General features: G+C 61.6%; 23 protein-coding genes and 1 pseudogene. 10 read left to right on the top strand and 14 right to left on the bottom strand.

Features of this window, described 5'->3' with window-relative positions; genetic code table 11:
- The first annotated feature begins 369 nt into the window (after positions 1-369).
- Positions 370-936 carry a nuclear transport factor 2 family protein gene (locus tag DFO46_RS20195; RefSeq protein ID WP_120278807.1) on the top strand — a complete coding sequence of 189 codons (567 nt, stop codon included), beginning with the start codon at positions 370-372 and terminating at the stop codon, positions 934-936.
- Positions 937-1,089: 153 nt separating this feature from the next.
- Here DFO46_RS20195 and DFO46_RS20190 read toward each other — a convergent pair whose 3' ends face one another.
- From DFO46_RS20190 to DFO46_RS20175, 4 genes are all read right to left on the bottom strand, one after another.
- Entirely contained in the window at positions 1,090-2,598 is a 1,509-nt protein-coding gene (locus DFO46_RS20190; protein ID WP_120278806.1) for an aldehyde dehydrogenase family protein, read from the bottom strand.
- Between the two features lie 68 nt (positions 2,599-2,666).
- Positions 2,667-3,518 (bottom strand): intradiol ring-cleavage dioxygenase, encoded by an 852-nt coding sequence (locus DFO46_RS20185; protein ID WP_120278805.1) that lies wholly within the window; start codon positions 3,516-3,518, stop codon positions 2,667-2,669.
- 12 nt (positions 3,519-3,530) lie between these two features.
- Positions 3,531-4,601, bottom strand: a complete 1,071-nt coding sequence (locus DFO46_RS20180) for a maleylacetate reductase (RefSeq protein ID WP_245422663.1) — start codon at positions 4,599-4,601, stop codon at positions 3,531-3,533.
- Positions 4,598-4,942 carry a Dabb family protein gene (locus DFO46_RS20175; protein WP_120278803.1) on the bottom strand — a complete coding sequence of 115 codons (345 nt, stop codon included), beginning with the start codon at positions 4,940-4,942 and terminating at the stop codon, positions 4,598-4,600. Before DFO46_RS20175 ends, DFO46_RS20180 begins: the two co-directional genes overlap by 4 nt.
- A gap of 222 nt (positions 4,943-5,164) precedes the next feature.
- Between DFO46_RS20175 and DFO46_RS20170 the strand changes: the two genes are divergently transcribed.
- Both DFO46_RS20170 and DFO46_RS20165 read left to right on the top strand, forming a co-directional pair.
- Positions 5,165-6,100: a LysR family transcriptional regulator gene (locus tag DFO46_RS20170; RefSeq protein ID WP_120278802.1), complete on the top strand. Its 936-nt coding sequence runs from the start codon at positions 5,165-5,167 to the stop codon at positions 6,098-6,100.
- A 63-nt stretch (positions 6,101-6,163) separates the two neighbouring features.
- Positions 6,164-6,562, top strand: a complete 399-nt coding sequence (locus DFO46_RS20165) for a VOC family protein (RefSeq protein WP_120278801.1) — start codon at positions 6,164-6,166, stop codon at positions 6,560-6,562.
- Between the two features lie 75 nt (positions 6,563-6,637).
- Here DFO46_RS20165 and DFO46_RS20160 read toward each other — a convergent pair whose 3' ends face one another.
- The 4 genes from DFO46_RS20160 to DFO46_RS20145 all read right to left on the bottom strand — a co-directional run bounded on the left by DFO46_RS20160 (position 6,638) and on the right by DFO46_RS20145 (position 11,225).
- Positions 6,638-7,936, bottom strand: a complete 1,299-nt coding sequence (locus DFO46_RS20160; protein WP_120278800.1) for an FAD-binding oxidoreductase — start codon at positions 7,934-7,936, stop codon at positions 6,638-6,640.
- A 64-nt stretch (positions 7,937-8,000) separates the two neighbouring features.
- Positions 8,001-8,423, bottom strand: coding sequence for a RidA family protein (locus DFO46_RS20155; protein WP_110792734.1), 423 nt, complete (start codon positions 8,421-8,423; stop codon positions 8,001-8,003).
- Between the two features lie 86 nt (positions 8,424-8,509).
- A complete protein-coding gene (locus DFO46_RS20150; RefSeq protein WP_210210645.1) occupies positions 8,510-9,664 on the bottom strand; it encodes a tyramine oxidase subunit B in 1,155 nt (384 codons plus the stop codon).
- Positions 9,665-9,779: 115 nt separating this feature from the next.
- Positions 9,780-11,225: an APC family permease gene (locus tag DFO46_RS20145; protein WP_120278799.1), complete on the bottom strand. Its 1,446-nt coding sequence runs from the start codon at positions 11,223-11,225 to the stop codon at positions 9,780-9,782.
- 120 nt (positions 11,226-11,345) lie between these two features.
- Between DFO46_RS20145 and DFO46_RS20140 the strand changes: the two genes are divergently transcribed.
- On the top strand, positions 11,346-12,410 hold the full coding sequence (locus tag DFO46_RS20140) for an AraC family transcriptional regulator (protein WP_120278798.1): 1,065 nt from the start codon (positions 11,346-11,348) through the stop codon (positions 12,408-12,410).
- A gap of 128 nt (positions 12,411-12,538) precedes the next feature.
- A complete protein-coding gene (locus DFO46_RS20135; protein ID WP_183041974.1) occupies positions 12,539-13,585 on the top strand; it encodes an FUSC family protein in 1,047 nt (348 codons plus the stop codon).
- Between the two features lie 38 nt (positions 13,586-13,623).
- Here DFO46_RS20135 and DFO46_RS20130 read toward each other — a convergent pair whose 3' ends face one another.
- Positions 13,624-14,547: a LysR family transcriptional regulator gene (locus DFO46_RS20130; protein ID WP_120278796.1), complete on the bottom strand. Its 924-nt coding sequence runs from the start codon at positions 14,545-14,547 to the stop codon at positions 13,624-13,626.
- 153 nt (positions 14,548-14,700) lie between these two features.
- Here DFO46_RS20130 and DFO46_RS20125 point away from each other — a divergent pair, with 153 nt between their 5' ends.
- The 4 genes from DFO46_RS20125 to pcaD all read left to right on the top strand — a co-directional run bounded on the left by DFO46_RS20125 (position 14,701) and on the right by pcaD (position 18,049).
- Positions 14,701-15,882, top strand: coding sequence for a muconate/chloromuconate family cycloisomerase (locus tag DFO46_RS20125; RefSeq protein WP_120278970.1), 1,182 nt, complete (start codon positions 14,701-14,703; stop codon positions 15,880-15,882).
- 10 nt (positions 15,883-15,892) lie between these two features.
- Positions 15,893-16,183 (top strand): muconolactone Delta-isomerase, encoded by a 291-nt coding sequence (gene catC, locus DFO46_RS20120; protein WP_120278795.1) that lies wholly within the window; start codon positions 15,893-15,895, stop codon positions 16,181-16,183.
- 53 nt (positions 16,184-16,236) lie between these two features.
- Positions 16,237-17,175, top strand: a complete 939-nt coding sequence (gene catA, locus DFO46_RS20115; protein WP_120278794.1) for a catechol 1,2-dioxygenase — start codon at positions 16,237-16,239, stop codon at positions 17,173-17,175.
- A gap of 82 nt (positions 17,176-17,257) precedes the next feature.
- Positions 17,258-18,049 carry a 3-oxoadipate enol-lactonase gene (pcaD, locus tag DFO46_RS20110; protein WP_120278969.1) on the top strand — a complete coding sequence of 264 codons (792 nt, stop codon included), beginning with the start codon at positions 17,258-17,260 and terminating at the stop codon, positions 18,047-18,049.
- Positions 18,050-18,142: 93 nt separating this feature from the next.
- Here pcaD and DFO46_RS20105 read toward each other — a convergent pair whose 3' ends face one another.
- Entirely contained in the window at positions 18,143-19,366 is a 1,224-nt protein-coding gene (locus DFO46_RS20105) for an FAD-dependent oxidoreductase (RefSeq protein ID WP_120278793.1), read from the bottom strand.
- A 1-nt stretch (position 19,367) separates the two neighbouring features.
- On the bottom strand, positions 19,368-20,012 hold the full coding sequence (locus tag DFO46_RS24290; protein ID WP_120278792.1) for a RidA family protein: 645 nt from the start codon (positions 20,010-20,012) through the stop codon (positions 19,368-19,370).
- On the opposite strand from DFO46_RS24290, the pseudogene DFO46_RS20095 reads away from it, so the two are divergent.
- A pseudogene (locus DFO46_RS20095) lies at positions 19,984-20,166 on the top strand (helix-turn-helix transcriptional regulator); the annotation flags it as partial. The gene DFO46_RS24290 and the pseudogene DFO46_RS20095 overlap by 29 nt on opposite strands.
- A gap of 26 nt (positions 20,167-20,192) precedes the next feature.
- Here DFO46_RS20095 and DFO46_RS20090 read toward each other — a convergent pair.
- The 3 genes from DFO46_RS20090 to DFO46_RS20080 are packed head-to-tail and all read right to left on the bottom strand — an operon-like array spanning position 20,193 to position 23,324.
- A complete protein-coding gene (locus tag DFO46_RS20090; protein ID WP_120278791.1) occupies positions 20,193-21,695 on the bottom strand; it encodes a tripartite tricarboxylate transporter permease in 1,503 nt (500 codons plus the stop codon).
- Between the two features lie 10 nt (positions 21,696-21,705).
- A complete protein-coding gene (locus DFO46_RS20085; protein ID WP_120278790.1) occupies positions 21,706-22,182 on the bottom strand; it encodes a tripartite tricarboxylate transporter TctB family protein in 477 nt (158 codons plus the stop codon).
- Positions 22,183-22,202: 20 nt separating this feature from the next.
- A complete protein-coding gene (locus tag DFO46_RS20080; protein WP_120278789.1) occupies positions 22,203-23,324 on the bottom strand; it encodes a GntR family transcriptional regulator in 1,122 nt (373 codons plus the stop codon).
- Between the last annotated feature and the right edge of the window lie 5 nt (positions 23,325-23,329).

Raw genomic sequence — 23,329 nt, 5'->3', positions numbered from 1 at the left:
TTTTATTGTTTTAGATCAATTACTTGAGACGATCGCAAAGCTTCGCCCCCGGCATGAAGCCGGCCCACTTTTACGATTTGGGTGCCTGGACAGCGCCTCCTCAGCGCGCCAGGACTTCTCTTTACCACGACGAGAACGCGATCAGTGTTGCGGCGGCTGCAATACTGTTTTTAAGGAAGGGCTTCCGCAATGAAATCAGAGACTTAAAAGCTATCAGCCTTAAATTAATTATTACGTGAATATTACCGCTTGACGCAAGCATCGCCCCCGATACCATTCCAAGCGTGCGGGAGAGGAACCTAAAGGCTTTGCCATCCTGATCGCACGCGCCTTCCCGCAGAAGGCTTATCGCTTGCGAAGGGGACATCCATGACTGCCGATATCGATCTCACAGCCCTGCTGCGCCGCGTCGAGGTGCTCGAGGCGGAAGCTGACATCCGCCGCATCCAGGCGCGCTACATGTTTCTCTGCGATACGCCCAATCCGGAATTCGGCGTGGCCGACGACATGGAGCGCATCGACCGGATCATGCAGCTCTATACCAAAGATGCCGTCTGGGAAGGTGTCGGCGAATACTACGACAACCAGTTCGGACGTGCCGTGGGCGCAGCCGCCATCCGCGAACATTTCGAAGGCTTCTGGGGCGGCAAGACGGACCCGGCGCTGATCCTCAACTGCCACTATCTAACGTCGGAACAGATCCACGTGCATGACGGCGGAACGACGGCCGATGGCCAATGGGTCCACATGCAGCCCTGGCTCTTTTCGGACGGCAAGGCGCTGCTGCGGTCGTCGCGGCTGAACAACACCTTCCGCAAGGAGCCGGACGGCACCTGGAAGATCACCCGCACACGCACCGAAAACGTCTTCGTTGCACCGCTGTCGGCCACCTGGGCATCGGACTACCCGTCGAAGTCGGTGCTGATGAAACCGTAAGGCCTTGCCGACATAAAGCGTGGCTCCAGCAGCTGGACAAAATGAAAACGCTCCCGGCACAAACCGGGAGCGTTTTCGCTTGACGGCGCAAAGGCATATCCAGGCAGTCAGCGGACGCACCCGATTTCCCGGAAACGTCCGCATGAGTTTGTTTCAGCGGTAAGCGACGCAGACGGACTTGGCCTCAAGATAGTTGTCGAGCGCGCCGCGTCCGTGTTCACGACCAATCCCCGACTGTTTCATGCCGCCGAAGGGCATGTTCTGATCCGGGATGTTGTGGCTATTGACCCAAACCGTGCCGGCCTCGATCTTCGGCACATAACGCATCATCTTGTTGATATCCGTCGTCCAGATCGAGGCACCCAATCCATAGCGCGTGTCATTGGCCATGGCGATCGCAGCATCCGCATCGTCGAACGGAGTCATGGTGATGACAGGTCCGAAGACCTCGTCCTGCATCAGGGCCATGTCCTGCCGTACATCGGTGAAGAGTTCCGGCGCCACGAAGAAGCCCTGCGATGGAGCCGTGGCACCGATGACCGGCTTCGCGCCATCTTCAATGCCGCGCGCGATACAGGCCTTCACATGCGCCTGGTGGCGGGCGGAAACGACGGGATTGATCTGGTTGCGCGGGTCGAGCCCCGAGCCGATGGCGAGACTGCGGGTGACATTGGCGATCACCTCAAGTGCCTTCTCGTAAATGCCCTTCTGGGCATAGATGCGCACGCCCGCACAGCAGGTCTGCCCAGTGTTGAAGAAGCTGCCGATGCCGGCAGCGACACCAAGCAGGTCGAGATCCATGTCGTCGAACATGATCATCGGCGCCTTGCCGCCGAGCTCCAGCGTGACACGCTTCATGTCCTTCATTGCCTGAACGCCGATCAGCTTGCCGGTTTCCGTCGAGCCGGTGAAGGTGATCTTGGCGACCTGGGGATGTGCCACGAGCGGCGCTCCGGTCTCCTCGCCGAAGCCGGTAACGACGTTGACGACACCCTCGGGAACGCCGGCTTCCAGGCAGATTTCGGCCAGACGGATCGAGGTGAGCGGCGTTTCCTCCGCCGGCTTCAAAACAACCGTGCAACCGGCCGCCAGCGCCGGCGCGATCTTCCACACAGCCATATTGAGCGGGAAATTCCAGGGCGTGATCGCGGCAACGACCCCGACGGCTTCCTTGCGGGTATAGGCCTGGTAACGCATGCCGGGCGGAATCGGGATGGAGACATCCAGCGTCGACCCCTCGATCTTGGTCGCCCAGCCCGCCATGTAGCGGAAATACTCGGCCGAGGACTGAACCTCGATCAGGCGCGAGAGCATGATCGACTTGCCCTGGTTCAGCGTCTCGAGCTGGGCAAGCTCTTCGCCATGGGCTTCGATCAGATCTGCAATCTTGAGGAGAATGCCTTGGCGCTGAGCCGGCAGCATCTGTGACCAAGGCCCCTCGAAGGCGCGACGCGCCGCCTTCACGGCCAGATCGACATCCTCGGCCCCACAGGCAGGCACCTCGGCCAGCACCGAGCCATCGGCCGGGTTGTAGACGGAATAGGTCTTGCCAGACAGCGCCGCATGCGGCTTGCCGTCGATCAGACATTTCGGTGCGGACAGAAAAGCGGTGACCTGCGCAGAAATGCTGGTCACGGCGCTGTCAGGTTGGGCGATTTTCATGATGTTTCCCTCCGGTTTGGTTTTGTTCGTTCAACAGCCGCGTTCCCGGCGTGGCTCCCCGTTCAGGCTTAGGCTCTGCTCGCTGTGGCAGGAGCGAGGACAAAATCGAAATGCGCCCGCCAGCGCTCGCTCGGGCTCTCGACGGGTTGGAAATCGACGATCAGCGTCTCCTTCACACCAAAGACCGCGTCGGAGGTGAGATAGGCGTCGCCGGCAACGAAAATGTGGGTAATCAGGCGCTCGCAACCCGGCGCGGTGACCAGGAAATGCATGTGCGCAGGACGCCAGGGATGGCGGCCGAGCGCGGCCAGCATCTTGCCCACCGGCCCGTCATCGGGGATAGGATAGGCGACCGGCTTGATGCCTCGAAACGCATAGCGGCCATCCTTGTCGGTCCGGAAAATGCCGCGATTGTTGAAAGGCGGCTGTACGTCTGGCTGCTGCACGTCGTAGAAGCCGTCCTCATTGTCCGACCAGACGTCGACGAGTGCGTTTTCAATCGGTCGGCCCTGGAGGTCGAGCACCCGGCCTTCGAAGAGACAGGTCTCGCCCTTGCCATCCAGGCTGATATTGGCCCCCATCTCGCGCTCCGGCGCTCCATCGACGTGGAAGGGGCCGAAAACCGTGGTCTCCGTGGCCTGGCCTGGAGTTCGGTGATTGATGGCATCGACCAGCATGGAAACGCCGAGCACGTCCGACAGCAGAATGAATTCCTGCCGCGCATCCGAGCAGGTCTGGCCCGTGCGGGTCAGAAAATCGATGGCCACGCCCCATTCCGCCTCGGTCAGCTCCACATCCTTCACGAAGGCATGCAGATGGGTGACGAGCGAGGACATGATGCGTGAAAGCCGCGGTGAAACCGACGGCCCCATGCGTTCGTTGACGACCTCAGCGGATGCCTCTTCAGTGAAATAGCGCATATGTCCTCCTCCTCAGTCGATGACGGGCCGCTCACCGGAATAGGCACGGGCGATCAGCGCGGTGATCTCCTCCTTTTCCAGCGGACGCGGGTTCCAGTAGGGATTGGCAAAGGCACTCTCCACCGCCTTGTCGATGCCATCTTCAGGCATGCCGATCTGCGAGAGCGCAACGGGCGCCCCGATGGCGCGAGCGAGATCAAAGAGTGCGCCGCTCGGATCGCTACCGAGAACGTCTGTGAGCTTCTTCATGACGTCGGGGATCGCCGGCGCATTATAGGCAAGCGCATGCGGCAGCATGATCGTATGGGTTTCGGCATGCGGCAGGTCGAAGCCGCCCCCGAGCGTGTGACAGAGCTTGTGATGCAGCGCCATGCCGACCGACCCCAGGCATATGCCACAGAGCCACGCACCGTAGAGCGCATCGGCACGCGCATCACGATCGCCGGGTGCCTTGGCGATAACCGGAAGCGCGCGGGCCAGCGACCGGATCGCCTCGATGGCGAGCGCCGAGATGATCGGATTTGTCTCGCGGGCGTAGAGTGCCTCGATGGCATGCGCCATCGCGTTCATGCCGCTGGTCCCGGACATGCCGACCGGTAGTCCGAGCGTCTGCTCGACATCATAGATGACGACTTCCGGAAGCACCTTGAGCGTGGTCTGCGTCCGCTTCACGCCATTCTCGGTCTGGCCGATGATCGGCGTCATTTCGGAACCGGCATAGGTGGTCGGCAAGACGACCTGGGGCAGATCGGTGCGCAACGCGATCGCCTTGGAGAGACCGATGGTCGAACCACCGCCAACGGCGACGAGGACATCCGCCGAGAGCGCTTCCGCATGTTTCGTGGCGAGCTCGCTGACTTCAACGGGCGTGTGCATGACGGCACCGGCGAAGATGCCGGCGCCTGCCGGTCCAAGCAGAGCAAGCAGGGTCTCGGCTTCCGCCTTCTGGGCAGGGGTTGCAAGGACCAGTGCCCGTTGTTTGCCGAGACGAGCAAGCTCCTCCGGCAGGCGCGCCGTGGTGCCGAAACCGAAGATGACGCGGGCGGGATGACCGGTATAAATGAAGTCTCGCTCGGCCATCATGCGGCATCCATCGAGCGAATGCAGTAATCCACCTGATACCGGGCGACCCTCACCCCTTGCAGTTGGTCTCGGACGGCCAAGTGCAGAGGATGCGTCGCATAGGCCTGAAGGCTAGCCTCACTGTCGAAGTCGGTGACGAGGACCATGTCGCACGCATAGTCGATGCGGCTGTGGTCGATCCCGATCTCGAGGCTTCTCAGCCCGGGGATCCGGCCCCGCAGAGCCTCGAAGGCATTGCGGACGATCTCGATCGCGGTCGCACGCGCTTCTGCTGTGTCTCCCGCCACATTCCACATGACGATGTGGCGGACAGGGCTGGACTTGTGGCCGGCATCGGACATGTACGATCTCCAGAAAATGATGGCACAAACGGGTCCTAGAGACCGCTGCGACGTCGGCGCATCCTGCCCTTCAAATGAAACGTGATAAATCACGTAAATCGGAAAACATTCTTGCAGATCTTGCAACACCGAGAAGTCGCGCTCAGCCCACTTGATAAAATGCATATTTGGGTGAATATTACCGTTATAAAAAACGGGAACTTCAACAATTGAGTAGACAAGATGGATCGCTTCGTCGAACTGGAAGTCTTCACGCGCATCGCCGATGAGGCAAACCTCACGCGCGCCGCGCAAGAAATGGGCCTGTCGGTCTCCGGCGTCAGCCGGCATCTGACAAACCTGGAAAACCGCCTCGGCGTGCGGCTTGTGCAGCGGACAACGCGGGCTCTGTCGTTGACCTCTGAAGGACAGCGTTTCGCGCGCAGCGCGCGCGATATTCTCTCGACGCTGCAGGAAGCCGAAGAAAGTGTCAGCCACGTTTCGGCAGAGCCGACCGGCGTGCTGCGTCTTGGCGCGTCGCTGTCCTTTGCGATGCTGCACCTGATCCCGGTGATCAACGCCTTCAAGGCACGCTACCCGCAGGTGCGCATCGACCTCCAGGCCTCCAACCGCTACTGCGACATCATCGAAAACGGACTTGACCTCGCAATCCGGACGCGACGAGCCGAGGTGGACAGCAGCGTCACGATCCGGAAACTGGCCGAGATGCCACGCATGATCGTCGGTGCTCCAGACTATCTCGCGCGCCAGGGCGTGCCGCAGGCGCCCGACGACCTGGAACGCCACGATCTGCTTCTCTACACCCTCTCGGAAAACTGGGACCAGCTGACCTTCACACGCGGCAATGAAGAGCGCCGCTTCTCTGCCCTGGCCGAGATGGCAAGCAATGACGGCCAACTTCTGCGCCAGGCCGCCCTGTCCGGCATGGGGCTGCTGGTGCAACCGGCCTATGTCGTTCATGAGGATATCGAGGCAGGGCGGCTGGTACCGGTCCTCACCGACTGGACCCTGCCGAGCCTGACGATGAACATCGTCTTTCCTTCGCGAACCCATCTTCCGGCACGCACACGCCTCTTCATCGATGCCCTGGTCCGGCATTTTCGCGAACACGATCTCGAACGAACCTGGCAGCAGGTGGCATCCCGCCCCCTGCAGTAAATGAAAGCCTATACGCCGATTGAACGGCAAGGACGGCTTGCAGCATAAAGAGAAGGATTTCCCATGGCTGAAATGAAGACTGCGACGGCGGCCTATCTCGACCACGTCGCCTTCACCGTCCGCGACATCACCCCGCATCTGTCCTTCTTCCGCGATGTGCTCGGGATGACCGTGACCAAACGGGACGGTCCGGACGAAAAGCCAAGCCAGGTCTGGCTGCTCGGCGGCCTTCAGATTGTCGAGGATGCTGGGTTCACCGGCCCGGAAGGCCGTTTCGCGCATCTGGGCCTCATCTGTGCCGACGTGCCGGCGGCAATCCAGGGCGCGCTGGCTCATGGCGGCAAGCCGTTGGACAAGGGCGCCCATTGGGTCGAAATGCCAGACGGGTTGCTGCTCGAATTCCTGCCGGACACCCGCAACGCGGTTGAGATCGTCCGCAGCCTTGATCCCCGTCGGGTCTGAGGAAGGGTAGTGGCGGACACGAGAGGCCCGCCATTCTGCCTGCTGCTGACAATCGATCGGCAGCCTCGATAGAGCTCAGGAAAATCGTTCGAGACGATAGGGTGTCGGATCGAGCAGCGGCGTAGAGGACGCAGTGACCAGGTCTGCGGCAAGCTGGCCGGCAGCCGGTCCCGTACCGAAGCCGTGGCCCGAAAAACCGGTCGCAAGCGTAAGGCCCGGAATACCGGCAACCGGGCCGATCACCGGCAGGGAATCCGGCGTGATATCCATCATGCCTGCCCAGACCTCTTCGACGACAGCGTTACTGAACAGCGGCCACGCAGCGGTCAGATTGCGCATCGCTTCGGCGTTGATGTCAGGATTTGCCGGCGGATCCATAACCCGCACCCGCTCGAACGGAGACCGGGATTTCGCACCCCAACGACGCGGCAGGGAGATGTCTTTCATGAAATCGGACCCGAGGCTGATGCGCAGCAACTGCCGCTGGCCCCGCAACATGTGCAGGTAACGCAAGCCGATCAGCAGGTGGTCGAGCATCAGCGGTGCGCCGAGCGCGCCGCGCTGGGTGATGGTGTAACCACCATCAAGGCGTTTGCGGAAGGAGAAGTCCGGGCCGCCGACAGCGATCTCCGTCGGCCCCTCCATCGGGGCGGTGCGGATGACCGAACAAACGAGTGGCAAAGTCGGCAGGGAGACGCCGAGATTGGCCAGGAACTTGCGCGACCAGAGCGCGCCGGCAAGGAGAACCTGATCACAGCGGATTTCGCCCCGTTCGGTGACAACACCCGTGACGCGGCCTGCCGAACGGACAAGCGTGCGAACGGCGCAGTTCTCGACGATCACGGCCCCTTTCGCAATCGCGGCCCGCGCAATCGCGCTTGGCGCCAGCGTCGGCTCTGCGCGACCATCAGAGGCGGTGTAGATACCACCGGCCCAGGTCCCCTTCCCACCCGGCACCCGGTCATCGATCTCCCGGGCACTCAGCATCTGGGAATCGAGCGACAGGCCTTCGACCGTCTTCATCCACTGGCGGTGCATATCCATCTCGGCTTCGGTTCGGGCGAGATACATGATGCCCGCCTGCCGATAGCCGACGTCAATTCCGACACGTTCGGGCATCTGAGCCCAGAGACGGTCTGCCGCCTGCGCCATGGGCACATCCGGCGCCGAGCGGCCCATCTTGCGGATCCAGCCGAGATTGCGCGAGGACTGCTCCCCGGCCACGCGCCCTTTTTCCAAAAGCACAACCGGCACGCCACGCTCGGCAAGAACGAGGGCGGCCGTCAGCCCGACGATCCCGCCGCCAATGACGACAACAGTCGTTTGTGCAGGAAAGGAAGAAGCTGTCTGAACGGGGAGGATGGTGGGTGCCATGGCTGCGAACCTGAAGTTTCTGGAAAGGACGGAGGGATGGATCACAAACCTGCCGGACGCTGGATCAGAGGGAGATGACCCGCTCTTCGGTCTCTGCCTTTCCCGCGCCGCGATAGGCCGTCACTTCGATCTCGACCTTGTAGACGGTCGAGCCGAGCGGTGGGCAGGTGACGGTGCTGGCGGGATTGATGCCGCGGAACTTCTCCCCGACAACTGTCATCACGGCCATGGTATCGCCAGGATCCTGGATGAACACCCGCGAAGCCACGACGTCGGCAAGGCCGGAATCGACGGCTGCCAGCGCAGCTTCGATGTTGGCAAAGACCTGGAGGGTCTGCTCGGTGATATCCTCCGGAATTTCCTTGGTCACCGGGTTGCGCCCGGCCGTATTGGAGACGAAAATCCAGTTGTCGACCGCGACGATACGCGAATAGCTGCCGTGATCCTCGAACTTGGATCCGGTCTTGATCTTGACGACCTTGGTCATGATGGCACTCGCTGCTGCATTAAAAAAGAGAAAGGCCGGGCGGGCTGGAACACCGCGATCCGCCCGGCAAGTTGGCGCCGGGGATATCAGCGCAAGACGGGAACGTCCCAGAGGTTGAGCTTGACGCCGATGCCGCGGCTGATGGCGTTTCGGTAGACGATCGTGCCCCAGGCGACATCCTCGACCGGCATGCCGCCGACGGACATGATGATGATCTCTTCATCGCTCGTGCGGCCGGGCGCATCGCCGGCGACGATCTTGCCGATGTCTTCGAGGTCGGCGCGATCCATGCGGCCCTCGGCGATCATGTCCATGAACTTCACACCGACGATCGGTACATGCACATGGGCCGGCTTCGGCAGTTCATGGAACCAGGCGTCGTAAAGGCCCGTGTTGTCGACCACCTTGCGAACATCCCGGGCCTCCATGGCTTCGTCGATGTTGCAGAGGGCCGGCATCGCGAGGAAGGCGCCGGGCTTGACCCATTCTCGCTTGACCATCGGATAGGTGGAGGGATCGCCGACGGCACCCGAGTTGCAATAGCTGACCAGATCGCTGTCGCGTACGACGGCCTCAATGCTGTCGACCACAGCGACGGACGTGATCTGGGGATAGGTCTCGGCAACCCAGGCAAGGAAGCTCTTCAGGCTCTTTTCACCGCGACCCTTGACCTTCAGCGTATCGATGTTGGGGCAAGCGGCCATGAAGGCTGCAAGCGTGGTCTTCGCCATGACGCCCGGTCCGAGAATTCCGACGACACGGCTGTCCTTGCGCGCCAGATGGCGTGCGCCGACGCCCGGAATGGCACCGGTGCGATAGGCCGACAGCAGGTTCGCCGACATGAAGGCGAGCGGAGCGCCAGTGTCCGCATCATTGAGGCAGAACATCAGGATCGAGCGCGGCAGGCCCTTGTCCCGGTTTTCGATGTTGGATCCGTACCACTTCATGCCTGCCGTGCGGAAACGGCCACCGAGATAGGCGGGCATCGCCATGAAACGGCGGTCGGCGGTCGGCTTCGGCATGTCCGGAAACGGAGAGTTTTCCGGGAAGGAAATGGCCGCACCATGGCTGTCGCTGTTCGGACCAGCCATCCGGTAGTCACCGTGATAGAGCAGGCCGAACATTTCTTCCATGGCATCGACGCAGGCCGGCATATCGGTCACGCCGGCTTTGATCATGTCTTCTTCCGACAGATAGATGAAATCGATCTTCGTGCTTTGGATGGCGGTCATGTCGTTCATGGCTGATGCTTTCATTTGGCCGCAGCACATCGCATCCGGTCTTGAGGACAGGAAGGAGGCCGCTTTGGAAAAAGACGGGACGGTTCGACGCCGTCCCGCGGTGATGGGTTGGGCGTTACGCCTCGAACACCTTGCCGAGGGCTGCATATCGGACGGGATCGGCGCCCTTGATCCGCATGGCGAAGATCACGCCGCCGAGGCCAACAAGCGCCACGATCAGCGGGAAGCTATCGACGACGATGTTCGACGCACCTGCCAGCAGTTCGAGGTTCGAGATGACCAGACCGAGCGCACCGACAAGGCCGACAAAGGAGAGCGCAGGCGCGACGAGTGTCTGCCAGGGGCCATGTCCATGGCTGTTCTTGCGGAAATAGAGGATCACCGCGATGCATACCACCGCCTGCACGGTGAGGATGCCGATGACGGTCAGGGCGGACATATACGAGAAGACGACGGCGAACGGGTCCTGTCCGGCAAGCGCAAACGCGATGATCACGGTGGCGGCCAAGGCGGACTGCAGCATGCCGGCAACATGGGGCGAACCATGAACCGCATGAACCTTGCCCAGCACACGAGCCGCGAGCCCTTCGCGTCCAAGCGCAAAGAAGTAGCGATTGAGCGTGTTGTGGAAGGAAAGCACGCAGGCAAACAGGCTGGTGATCAGGAGCAGGTTCATGGCGGTTGCCGACCATGCGCCAAGCACATCGGTCGCTGCGCCGAAATAGAAGGCGTCGAGCGACGCAGCCGCAGTTTCCTGCACCTTCGACGGACCGTAATGCAGTCCGATCGTCCAGGTGGAAAAGGCGTAGAAGACGGCGATCAGAAGAACGGAGATATAGGTGGCACGGGGGATCGTTTTTTCCGGACGGTCGACCTCTTCGGCGAAGATCGCCGTCGCCTCGAAACCGATGAAGGACCCGACAACGAAGACGAGGGTCACGCCCAGCCCCGCGCTGAACACCGTGGAAGGCTCGAAGGAAATCAGGTTGATGCCCTCTGGCCCGCCGCCTGCGAGCAGTATCGCAATATTCAGCAGGAGCAGGATGACGATTTCCGCCACCATGCAAATCCCCAGGATCGCACCCGAGAAGGCGATGTTGCGCTGGCCTGCCAGATGCACGAGCACCAGGAACCCGAGTGACCAGACATACCAGGGCAGATCGGCACCGAACTCAACCATCATGTTGTGGGTGAAAAGGCCGAGCAAGCCATAGACCGCGATCTGGACGGAGCTATAGGTCAACAGCGCAATGAAGGCACCGCCCACACCGGCAGGCTTGCCGATGCCCTGTGTGATGTAGGTATAAAAGGCCCCTGCCCCGCCGACATGCCGGCTCATAGTGGTGAAGCCGACCGAGAAGAGCAGGTAAAGCAGACCGGCAAGCACGAAGGCGCCGGGAACCCCGGCGCCATTGCCGAAAGCAAATGCAGGCGGCGTTGCACCAACGACAGCGGTCAGCGGCGCGGCAGCGGCAACGACGAAGAAGATGATATGGGCGATGCCCACGGAATTCCGGGCCAGACGTCCTGTGGACGCTGGCGCATTCTTGGCGACAGTCATGTGAACCCCTCACGGTTTCTTTGTTTATTGTTAAGAAAGATGAGAGAGCGCTGGCCGCTTGGATATTGCTATATATGACATTTATTTGATAATTTATGCCAAACAGTGGAGAAATTGGCCATGTCCAAGGGCGCCGTGCAGATTGGCGGGCGACAATCCGTCACTTATATCCGCGTCGCGGCACTGACCCCGTTCATCGAGCATCTCCAGAATGCGGGCGTTTCGCCCGCCACCTTGCTCGATCGACAGGCCATCCCGTCGAGCCAACTTGGCGATCCCTATGCATTGATCCCTCTCCACCACTTCGTCGCCTTTCTCGAAGATGCTGCGGCAGCAACAGGTGATGATGCGTTTGGTGCAAAGCTCGGCGCCCATCTCAAACCTGCCGATATCGGCCCCATGGGCATCCTGTTCTCCGTTTCTCCGTCCATTCACATCGCCCTTCAACGGATTGCGCGCCTCGCCAATTCCCTGCAGGGCGCGACCAGTTCCGGCGTCGTGGAAGAAGACGGCACGCTGACCTGGAGCTACGCCTTGACCGATCGCACCATCTGGCCACGCAGGCAGGATGCGGAATACTCCATGGCGGCGACCTGCGAACTGGTGCGATCCTGCTTTCGCGCCAACCTCAACCCGCTCGAAGTGCATTTCGAGCATGAGCGTCCGGCAAAGATCGAGCCTTTGAAGCGCATATTCCGGGCACCGATCCTGTTTTCGCAGTCCAGCAATCGGCTGATCTATGATGTCGAGGAGACCGATCGCGTCTATCGTACCGAAGACAAATTCCTCATTGCCACGCTGGAGCGGCACCTTGCCGACCTGATCAGCGAGATGAAGCCAGAAGACGGGGTTTCGGAAAAGGTCAACTTCCTCATACAGCTCTATCTCGGGCGGCGCCCCGTCACGACGACCTTCCTCGCCCAGGAACTGGGCATGAGCTTGCGCACACTGCAACGGCGCTTGGATGACGAGGGCACCTCGGTGCGGGCCTTGATGCGCAAGCACCGGTCGGAACTGGCGGCCAACCTTCTGGAGCGTCCGGATACCCGCGCAGCCAACGTCGCGCTGGCACTCGGCTATGCCGACGGCGCCGCCTTCTCGCGCGCGTTCAAGGATTGGACCGGACAATCGCCTCGTGAAGCAAGACTGCACCGATCGCGAAAACTGCAACTACCGGAAGACTGACGATATTTCGCCAAGGTCGGCATCGGCACCCGATCTCGGTTCTGGACAGGCAGGCAAGAGGCAGCTAGGAGCCGAGCGCTCAGCCAGCGCACCCCAGCTGGAACCAGCGACGCAAAGGTATGAAACTCATGGCGACCAGGCCTATATGGCAGGTGGCAGGCGTCAGCCCGGCCATTCTCTTCCTCGCGTTGCAACTCATTATCGCTTCTGCAGCGGCGCTCGGACTTGCCAAGATGTTTGGCCTTGCCAATCCGTTCTGGGCCGCCATGCCCGTCTGGGTGGTCCATCAAGCGTTCAGGGAAGATCTTCTGACGCGTGCGGCGTTGCGCATTGTCGGAACGTTGATCGGCGCGGCAGTTTCCCTGGGTCTGCTTTTCCTCGATCCACCTCAATCGGTGCTCATTCTCTGCCTGTCCGGCTTCATCGGCGCTTGTGCGGCTCTCGCATTCCGCATCGGCACGACGCGAAGCTACGGCGCTTTCATGGCCGCGATCACAATGCTCGTTGTCGTGCTGCCGTTTCTATCCCGCCTGCCACACGACGCAGTTGCGACCCCGGTCGCGCTCGCCGTCGATCGCATCCTTTGCACAATTCTCGGTGTTGTTTGCGTAGCGGCGGTCACCGTCCTCTTTACTCCTGCGCGCGGCGCTCCTCTTGCGCGTCAGCCGCATGGCCGCACCCGAACAGCCGGTATCAAGCGCTTTCTGATCTGTGCCGGAGCGACGATGGCTGCGGGAATCACAACCGCAGGCTTTGCAAGTTTCCAGGTCCTTGCTTTCGGCATGACACTGGTCGTCTACACGCTGATCATGTCGAGTGCACCCGATCCAAGACCAATACACCGCAACCTTCTGCCGGGGGTCGCAATCGGTGTCATCAGCGGAATCGTGTACCACACAGCAAGCTATACGCTGCTCGCCGATACGCCTGTGCTACTCGTTGTGTTGACGGCCCTGTTCCTGGCTGCAGGGGCAATGCTCAGAGCGCACCCCGCGACGCAGGGCATGGGCCTCGACGCCAACATGTGCTTCCTGCTGGTGGCCGAGGTTGGCACCTGGCGACATGGAATGTCCGATGTGGCGCTTGCAGGCATGGCGATGCTGGCAGCAGCAGCCGTGGCTTGGTTGCTGATCAAGCTCGAGCTTCTCCGCGACTTTCCAACGGAACCGATTTGAGACCGCCGCAAACCTGCAGAAGATGTCCGGCACTCTCCCTAAGAGGGAACGTCACTCCAGAGATCCAACGATGAAGCATCGTCCATTTGCATCTCAAGAGCGAGCCTCCTGACCAATGTAACGTGAGCAGAATTGTCGCTGACGCGCTGACTGAGGACGACAGGGGAAGTGGACCGTTCACCAGCGAGGAGGCGATAATGGACATCCGAGCGCAGCTTGCGGGCTGACGCAGGAACAACGCAGACGCCAGCCTCTGCCGCCACCAGGCCAAGCGCTGTCTGAATTTCGGTTACCTCCTGAATTTCAGCGGGGCGTACGTCTTTCTCAAGCAGCACATTCAGGACATGATCTGCAAAGCTCGGGCGCGGTGTGCGCGGATAAAGGATCAGTTTTTCCCCGACCAGGGCTTCAGGCAGAATGGGATCACTCGTAAACGCGAGCCGCGTATCACGAGCAATCGCCACGGCAAGCGGCTCTTCCCGGAGAATTGTAGTGACGATCTGCGGATCGGTGTGTCGCAACCGTCCAAAGCCGATGTCGATCCGGCCCTCCTTCAAGGCAGAGACTTGGTGCACCGACATCATCTCGAGAAGCTGGATATCGACATCTGGCGCCTGCTGTCTCAGTTTGCGTACGAGTGCGGGTAGGCCGCCATAAAGTGTGGATGCCACGAATCCGATCGACAGCACGCTGTTCTGGTTGAGACCCACACGGCGGGTTGCCTCCTTCATCTGCTCGACGCGCCCGAGAATCTGCAGGGCCTGTTCGTTGAAGACACGACCAGCTTCCGTCAGGCGGACGGGCCGGCTGGAGCGGATGATGAGGTCTACGCCGAGTTCCTCCTCCAGCAACTGGATTTGCCGGCTTAAGGGTGGTTGCGCCATGTGCAGCAGATCGGCGGCGCGCGTGAAGTTGCGCTCCTTCGCCACGGCGACAAAATATCTAAGCTGCCTGAGATCCATCTGCGCACCCGCCCCTCACTGTCATAGTTTCAACAGGGTGCGCCAAATCACATCAAGAAACCAGCGGGCAAAACAGGCATCATACCTGGAAGGTATCATGCGACACTGAAATGGTCTTGGACGGGACCCACGTTCTTTTCCATGATCATCCGCATGAACGCGACCATTCACCCACCCCTTGAGGCGCTTGCCGCCACCCCGACCATCGAACGCATCGAAACGATGCTCGTCGACCTGCCGACGATCCGACCACACAAGCTTTCGGTCGCGACGATGACGGGCCAGACGCTGATGCTGGTCCGGATCCATGCCAGCGACGGGATTGTCGGCATCGGCGAAGGCACGACCATTGGTGGACTGGCCTATGGCGGCGAAAGCCCTGAAAGCATGAAGCTTTCCATCGATCAATATTTCGCACCGGTGCTTCTTGGCCAGGATGCCACGCGCGTCCAGTCCCTGATGGCGCGGCTCGGCAAGAGGGTGAAGGACAACCGCTTCGCAAAGAGCGCGGTGGAAACAGCCCTCCTCGACGCGCAAGGCAAGCGAGTCGGATTGCCTATCAGCGAAATCCTCGGCGGTCGCCGCCGAGATCGGTTACCTGTGGCCTGGACGCTTGCATCGGGAGACACCGCCCGCGACATCGACGAGGCCGAGCAGATGCTTGCGCTCCACCGCCATTCGATCTTCAAGCTGAAGATCGGCCTGCGATCGGTTCGCGAGGATGTCGCCCATGTTGCCGCCATCAAGCGCGCACTCGGGGACCGCGGGGCCGTCCGCGTCGATGTCAACATGGCCTGGACCGAAACCGAAGCCAATCTCGGCATTGCAGCCCTTGCCGATGCCGGCTGCGAACTCGTCGAGCAGCCGGTCAAATCCGCCGCAGCACTCGGTCGCCTCGTCCGTCGCTTTCCGATCGCGGTCATGGCGGACGAATCCCTGAACGGACCGGAGAGCGCCTTCGAGATCGCACGCACCAACGGCGCCGATGTCTTTGCCGTCAAGGTGGAGCAGAGTGGCGGGCCATTCAATGCGCAGCGCGTCGCCACCGTTGCCGATGCGGCCGGAATCGAGCTCTACGGCGGCACCATGCTTGAGGGCGCAATCGGGACTATCGTTTCGGCCCATGTCTTCTCGACTTTTGCGGAACTGCAATGGGGAACCGAGCTGTTCGGCCCGCTGCTTCTCACCGAAGAAATCCTTGAGGCGCCGCTCGACTACGGCAATTTCTCGCTGGCTGTCCCCACTGGTCCCGGTCTCGGCATCTCGCTCGACGAAGAAAAGCTCAAGCGCTTCACCCGCGAGGGATCGCGCCACATGACCGCAGCGCAGGATTGAGGAGGGGACGATGCTGTTTCACGTCAAGATGACCGTCAACCTGCCGCATGATCTGCCTGCGGACCAAACGACCGAAATCCTCCAGCGGGAGAAAGCCTATTCGCAGTCGCTGCAGGCACAAGGCAAATGGCGCCATATCTGGCGGATCGCCGGACACTACGCAAACATCAGCATCTTCGACGTGGCTGATAATGACGAGTTGCATGCGCTGCTGTCAGGCCTGCCCCTTTTCAACTTCATGGACATCGAGGTGATGCCGCTACTTCGCCACCCCTCGGCTGTTCGCGACGACGACCGTTGACGACTATGCCGGAGACATCTGGCTCAATTCACCCCATGTGAGGAGGACATGACATGAGCGTAAAGATCTTCAACCGCCCCGACATCCAGGACTTTCTCAAGGTCTTGAGCGGCTTTGACCAGAAGGACGGCAATCCGCGCGTCAAGCAGATCGTCCATCGGGTCGTCTCGGATCTCTTCAAGACGATCGACGACCTCGACGTGACGCCAGACGAGTACTGGACGGCGATTGCCTGGGTCAATGAGATCGGCGCGTCCGGTCAGGCCGGCCTGATTTCGCCCGGCCTTGGCCTGGACCACTTCCTCGACGAGCGTCTGGATGCCATCGACGATGCGCTCGGCATCAAGAACGAGACGCCGCGGACGATCGAGGGGCCGCTCTATGTGGCTGGCGCTCCCGAATGTCAGGGCTTCGCCCGTCTCGATGACGGCACGGATACGGACGGTCATACGCTGATCATGCACGGCACCGTTTACGGTGCCGACGGCAAGCCGAGCGCCGGGGCGAAGGTCGAGGTCTGGCATTGCGACACGCGCGGCTTCTATTCGCACTTCGATCCGACCGGCAGGCAGGCACCCTTCAACATGCGCCGCACGATCATCACGGACGAGAAGGGTCGCTACAAGTTCCGCAGCATCGTGCCGCACGGCTATGGCGTTCCGCCGGGCAGCCCGACCGAAAAGCTGCTGTCGGCGCTCGGTCGCCACGGCCAGCGTCCGGCCCATATCCACTTCTTCGTCAGTGCAGATGGGCATCGCAAGCTGACCACGCAGATCAACATCGCCGGCGACCCGCTGATCAACGATGACTTTGCCTATGCAACGCGTGACGGCCTGGTGCCTGATGTCATCGAGCGCACCGACGAGACCAGCATCAAGGCGAATGGCTTGAAGGGTCCCTTTGCCGAGATCGTCTTCGACATCAAGCTGACAGCCCTCCTCGACGGTGTCGACAACCAGGTGAACGCCCTGCGCCCGCGCGCTGTTGCCTGATGAATATGGGTTGACAGCCGCTCCTCCGGGGCGGCTGTCAACAAACGCCGTTCTCGGTCATCTGCACTGGTTCGTAACCCTCATGCCTTACCTGATCCTGCCAAGCCATCGCCTGCACTATCAGGTCGAAAACACGGCCACCGATCGTCCCTGGCTGGTATTCTGCAACTCGCTGGGAACAGACCTTTCAATGTGGGAGCCGCAGGTGGCAAGCCTCGCCCGGCATTTCAGAATCCTGCGCTACGATCGTCGCGGCCATGGCTTGTCGACTGCTCCGAGCACAGGTTGCACCCTCGATGAACTTGGCAATGATCTCCTGCAGTTGCTGGATGCATTGGGGATCGAGCGGACGCATTTCTGCGGCTTGTCGATCGGCGGACTGATCGGCCAATGGCTGGGGATAAATGCAGCCAAGCGGATCGACAAGATCGTGGTCGCAGCAACGGCACCGAAGATCGGCACCGCGGAGGCTTGGAGCGGACGCGTCGATCTTGTTCGTTCACAAGGCTTGAAAGCACTCCTTCCAGGTACTCGGGAGCGCTGGTTTTCGCCTGAGTTTGCAGCCACGGCACCCGTCACCGTCAATCATTTCCTGAAAGTGTTCGAGGCGACCTCCGTCGATGCCTATGTCGGATGTTGCATCGCGCTCTCAAATGCAGATCTGGGCGACCAGATCGGGCAGATACCAAATCAACTCCTGGCGATCGCTGGCACCAGCGATAGCGTCTGCCCACCAGAGGACGTCAACCAATTGTCGCTGAAGGTCCCGGCGGGACAATATTGCTCCTTGCCGGGCCGCCATCTTGTCAGCACCGAATCGGCTCAGGCGTTCAACAAACTCCTGGTCGATTTTTTTGGTACCAACTTCACCTGAAAATAGATATCCGGCTAAAGAATCCCGGTCCAGAGCACTACCCGACAGGCTCGATGTTGAAGTGTTTGATGTAGCCGGTCATCCAGAAGTTCTTTACCCGCGCGATGAGCCAATCAGATCAGCCAACCTTCGCGCCGAACCGAGCGCAAGCGTCCAGCCGAGCATCCCGTGACCGATGTTCAGGTACAGACCGCGCGTTCGGCGCGCGGCGCAGATGATCGGTTGGGATGACGGTGTGGTGGGCCGCTCTCCCGACCAGATGGCATCGTCGCGGCTCGTGACCTGGAACTCTGGGAGCACGGAGGCCGCCGCCATCCGTAGAGCACCGAAGCGTTCGCGATCGAAGCCTGCGCCAACAGCAGTGATGTCAGCGAGGCCTGCGACACGGAACCGATCACCGATGGCCGCGAAGGCCAGTTTGCGTTTGACATCCGTGAGACTGACCCGCGGCGAGCCTTCCGAAAGAGGAACAGTTAGCGAATAGCCGCGCACGGGACGGATGGCGCGCGCCTCCGGCACCGCACGCGACAGGAACGGCGCGCCCGCCCCGGCAGCCAGAACCGCCATTTCAATCTCAAGATCGTCGCGATCCAGAAATCGAAGGGCGCGAAGCCGGCCCTTGTCCGTGTGAAAGCCACAGACTCGGTGACCGAGAAGCGTCGTCATCCCATAGTGTTGGACCAGATGATCCGTCAGCGCGCGGCAATAGGCAGCTGCATCGCCGAGGGCATCGCCCGGCGTATAAACCGCGCCCGCGATCTCGCTTTGATAGAGACGGAGTGCAGGTTCGATGTCCTCTGCCTCTTCGCGGCTCAGCAAACGCTGGACGAGGCGGAGCGCCTTCTTCCTGTCCACCGTCCCGCGGGCTGCTGCAAAACTGGCGGCGTCGCTGTAGAGGTGCAGCTTGCCGGCAAGCCGGTAGTCGAAGGCAATCTCGGTTTCGCGGAGGAGCATGGCAAGTTCCTGCTGCGAGAGGGCGGCAAGATCTAGGATGGCGCTTGTGTTTGCCCACCAGCGGCCGGGCGTTGCATTGGCGAGAAAGCGCAGTCCCCAGAGAAGAAAATCGGGATCAGCCTGCCAGCGGATCCGAAAAGCAGGATCAAGCCCGAGCGCGATGGCCGGCAGATGCCGGATCAGTGCGGGCGATGCCATGGCATCACCATAGGCCCAGGACAGCTGCGCGGCATTGCCGGCGCTGGCGCCGGAACCGGGCACACTAGCTGCATCAATGAGGGTCACACGATATCCGCGCCGCGCGAGCATATAGGCGGTGCTCACGCCGACGACGCCGGCGCCGATGACAGCGATCTCTGCCATGTCAGCAGCCCTCATCCATGATGGTTGCGGTCAGCTCGATTTCCACCGGAACGCCGCGGGGCAGCGACGCGACCCCGACGGCAATCCGGGCATGGGACCAGCGATCCGGAAAAAGCGCGGCAAGCAGTTCGGATGCCCCATCGACCACCGCGCCATGCCGGGTGAAATCCGCACTGGCCGCGACATAACCGGCAAGCCGTACAAAGCCGGTCACCCGCTCCAGCGCCCCTGCCACCTGCTCCAACTGGGCAAGCGCATTGAGGAGCGCAAAGCGGGCGCATTCCTGCCCGTTCTCGATCGAGACATCCTCTCCCAGACGCCCCGTTTGCAGGACCTTGCCGTCCTTCAATGGCACCTGACCGGACACGGTGACGAGGTTGCCATGTCGCACGGCACCGACGAAGGATCCCGGCGGCATCTGTGCCTGCGGCAAGGTCAGTCCCAACCCGGACAGCCGATCATGGATGGACGAGCCGCCATAGGTCGCTTCGATCGACGATGTCAGCTCGGAAGCCGCACGATCGACGAAGGTCTCGATCACGCGCCGATCCAAATCCGTCAGCCGGTATTCCGGATGCCACTGGACGCCCAGTGTAAAACCGGAGGTCTGACCCTCACATATCGGCGTTACACCGAAGCGGTTCATTCTCGAGACCCGTCTGCGCTACGCGCGCTTCCTAGTCGAGAATGGCACCATGTCCATGACCGAGATCGCATTCGAAACCGGCTTTTCGGACTCAGCCCACCTCGCGACCGCTTTCAAGTCGAAATACGGCCATCCGCCCACAATGCTACGATAAGGCTGAACCTCTATCGTCTCCTCGCCTCACCCCTCCTGGAACGCCTCCTCACGCTTCCTTCTGACCGATGGCAGAACAACCAGCAGCAGCATGATCGCTGCGATCGAAAGCAGGCCTGCGCTCAGCGGCCGGGTGAAGAAGACGCTCGGATCGCCCTTGGAGAAGAGAAGTGTGCGGCGCAGAAACTCTTCCATCATAGGCCCGAGAATGAAGGCGAGCAGCATCGGCGCCGGTTCGACCTCCAGCTTGCGGAAGAGGTAGCCGACCACGCCGAACAGCGCCATGGCATAGACGTCGAACAGGCTATTGTTAACGCTGAAGACGCCGATGGCACAGAGCGCGATGATGGTCGGGAACAGAAAGTGATAGGGAATGGCGATCATCCGGACCCAGAGGCCGATCAGCGGCAGGTTGAGGACGAGCAGCATCAGATTGCCGATCCACATCGACGCGATCAGCCCCCAGAACAGGGTCGGCTGTTCGGTCATCACCGAAGGCCCCGGTTGAATGCCCTGGATCAGCATGGCGCCGATCATCAGGGCCATGACGGAGTTCGAGGGCAGACCGAGGGTCAGCATCGGGATGAACGAGGTCTGCGCCCCGGCATTGTTGGCAGATTCCGGACCGGCCACGCCTTCGATCGCGCCCTTGCCAAAACGCTCCGGCTCTTTTGACAGGCGCTTTTCCAGCGAATAGGAGCCGAAGGAGGCGAGTGCCGCCCCGCCGCCGGGCAGGATGCCCAGCACCGAGCCCAGCGCCGTGCCGCGCAAAATCGGTCCGATGATGCGGCGCCAGTCCTCGCGTGTCGGCATGAGATTGGTCACCTTCCGGGTGAGCAGCGTGCGCTCCCCTTCGGCCTCCAGATTGGCGACAATCTCGCCCAGTCCGAAGATGCCCATGGCGAGGACGACAAAATTGATGCCATCGGAGAGCATGGGCACATCGAAGGTGAAACGCGGAACGGCAGAGTTGACGTCCGTGCCGACCATGCCCAGCAGCAAACCGGTCAGGATCATGCCGAAGGCCTGCAGCAGCGAACCGGACGCCATGACGATGGAGGCGATCAGGCCGAGCACCATCAGGGCGAAATACTCAGCCGGGCCGAATTGCAGCGCCACCACGGCGAGCGCCGGCGCGAAGAGCGCGATCAGCATCGTCGAGATCGTGCCGGCAATGAAGGAGCCGATGGCGGCAGTCGACAGCGCCCGACCGGCATGGCCCTGACGGGCCATCTGGTAGCCATCGAGGGCGGTCACCACCGAAGACGGTTCGCCGGGCAGGTTGACAAGAATGGCGGTGGTGGAACCACCATACTGGGCGCCGTAATAGATGCCCGCCAACATGATCAGCGCCGTTTCCGGCGGAAGACCGAAGGTCAGCGGCAAAAGCATGGCGATCGTGGCCACCGGGCCGAGGCCCGGCAGCACGCCGATGGCCGTGCCGAGAAAGACACCGAGAAGGCAATAACCGAGATTGGTGATCGACGAGGCGACGGTGAGCCCCATCCAGAGATTCGACAGCATGTCCATGGCGGGGTCCTCAGGAGGCGAACAGGGGCGAAAGCCAGCTTCCAACCAGCGGCATGGGCACGCCCAGCCCCTTGACGAAGACCAGGGAGCAAACCACAACCAGCGCCACAAGAGCGGCGAGCGAACGCGCCGACAGGGCGAAATGCTCGCTCGCCAGGGCGGATACCAGCAGGAGAACCGCCAGAGCCAGCGGCAGTCCCGCCCCGGTCAGCAACAGGCCGAACAGGCAAACCGATGCCGTAACCAGCAGCAGGGCTTTCCAGTTGAGCGGGCCCATCGGATCGCCATCCCGTTTCAGGCTGCGCAGCAGCGATACGAGCGCGACCAGAATAAGCAGGCCGGAAATGACCCTCGGGAAATATCCAGGCCCCATGCGTCCGGCCGTGCCGAAACCATAGTCGCCTGCGATCACAAAACCGGCTGTGCCCAGTGCCCCATAGAGCAGCGCGCTGCCAAACTCCTTCTTCGACCTTATTCTCAGTGCCATCCTATCCTCCCTGTGTATCCTCAGCCGGTGTTCGACGGGCTTTCGGGGGCTTTATACGCCGCCGGAAGCACCGAGCGCCCCTCGACCTCATGCATGGTGATCAATGTCAGTCCGTAGGGCGCCTGCGGGTCGCTCCACCGGCTTTTCAGCCGCGCATACAGCGCCTCGGCCTGTTCCTGGGCGCTGTAGCCGATCAGGTGAAAGAAGCTTTCCCGCTCGGCCTCGACGTCGCTGCGGCCCAGAAGGACGATGGAGATATCCTCCGGAACCCGGATGCCCCGCGCATGCAGGCCGGCGCGCAGTCGCTGCCCGCTCTCGACGCCCCAGACGAGAACACCGCGACGCTCGCCGCCGGGTTCGCGGGCGATGGCCGCCAGCCGCTCCAGCACCGCCAGTTCGAATTCGCGCGATGGCAGCGAGGGCAGCAGGTCCGGCACGCGCAACTGCGTGCCCCGGGGAGCCTCCTCCCGCATCTGCCGGTAGCGATGCAGCCCAAGCTCATTGGCGAGAAAGGCATTTGCCGTCGTGATGTAGTGGATATGCTGATGCCCACCTGCCGACAGCAGGCGAACGGCGCGCTCGACAGGCCGGCCCCATTCGAAGCCGACGGCATCAACATCCGTGCCGACCAGCCAGGCGCCATCGACGATCACATTGTCCGACTTGCGGCGCAGTGCCGCCAGCATTTCGACCGGCATCTGCTCGAAGGAATTCTGGATGACACAGGCATCGAAACGCGGCAGGGATTGCAGGACGCGGCGCGCGTGATCGGCATCGGAATAGCCGACCTCCAGGGTCATATCGCCGCCGTCGGCGACCATGGCCTGCAGCCGATCCATGACGAGGCGTGCCCTTTGCGTGGCGCTCGGCCGGCGCAGCAGGATCACGCTTCGGCCCTTCTGTGGCAGATTGCGCATGGCTGAGCCCCCGTGATCGGCGCTGCCGCCGACGAAAAAGGTGCCGCGGCCGACATGCGCATCGATGAGCCCCTCTTCTTTCAGCGCCTGCAGGGCGCGCTGCACACCCGGCTGCGCCAGCTTGAAATCGCGCATGAGGCTGCGAACCGTCGGCAGCCGGTCTCCCGGCTGCGCTGTCGTCGCCAGCGACTTCAGATAGTCCTGCAGCTTCCCAATCTTCTCCATGCCCG

Origin of the sequence: Rhizobium sp. AG855 (assembly GCF_003610655.1) — a bacterium.
GTDB lineage: Bacteria > Pseudomonadota > Alphaproteobacteria > Rhizobiales > Rhizobiaceae > Allorhizobium > Allorhizobium wuzhouense.
The sequence above is the reverse complement of the archived record's forward strand: the minus strand, read 5'-3'. Positions and strand labels throughout refer to the sequence as shown.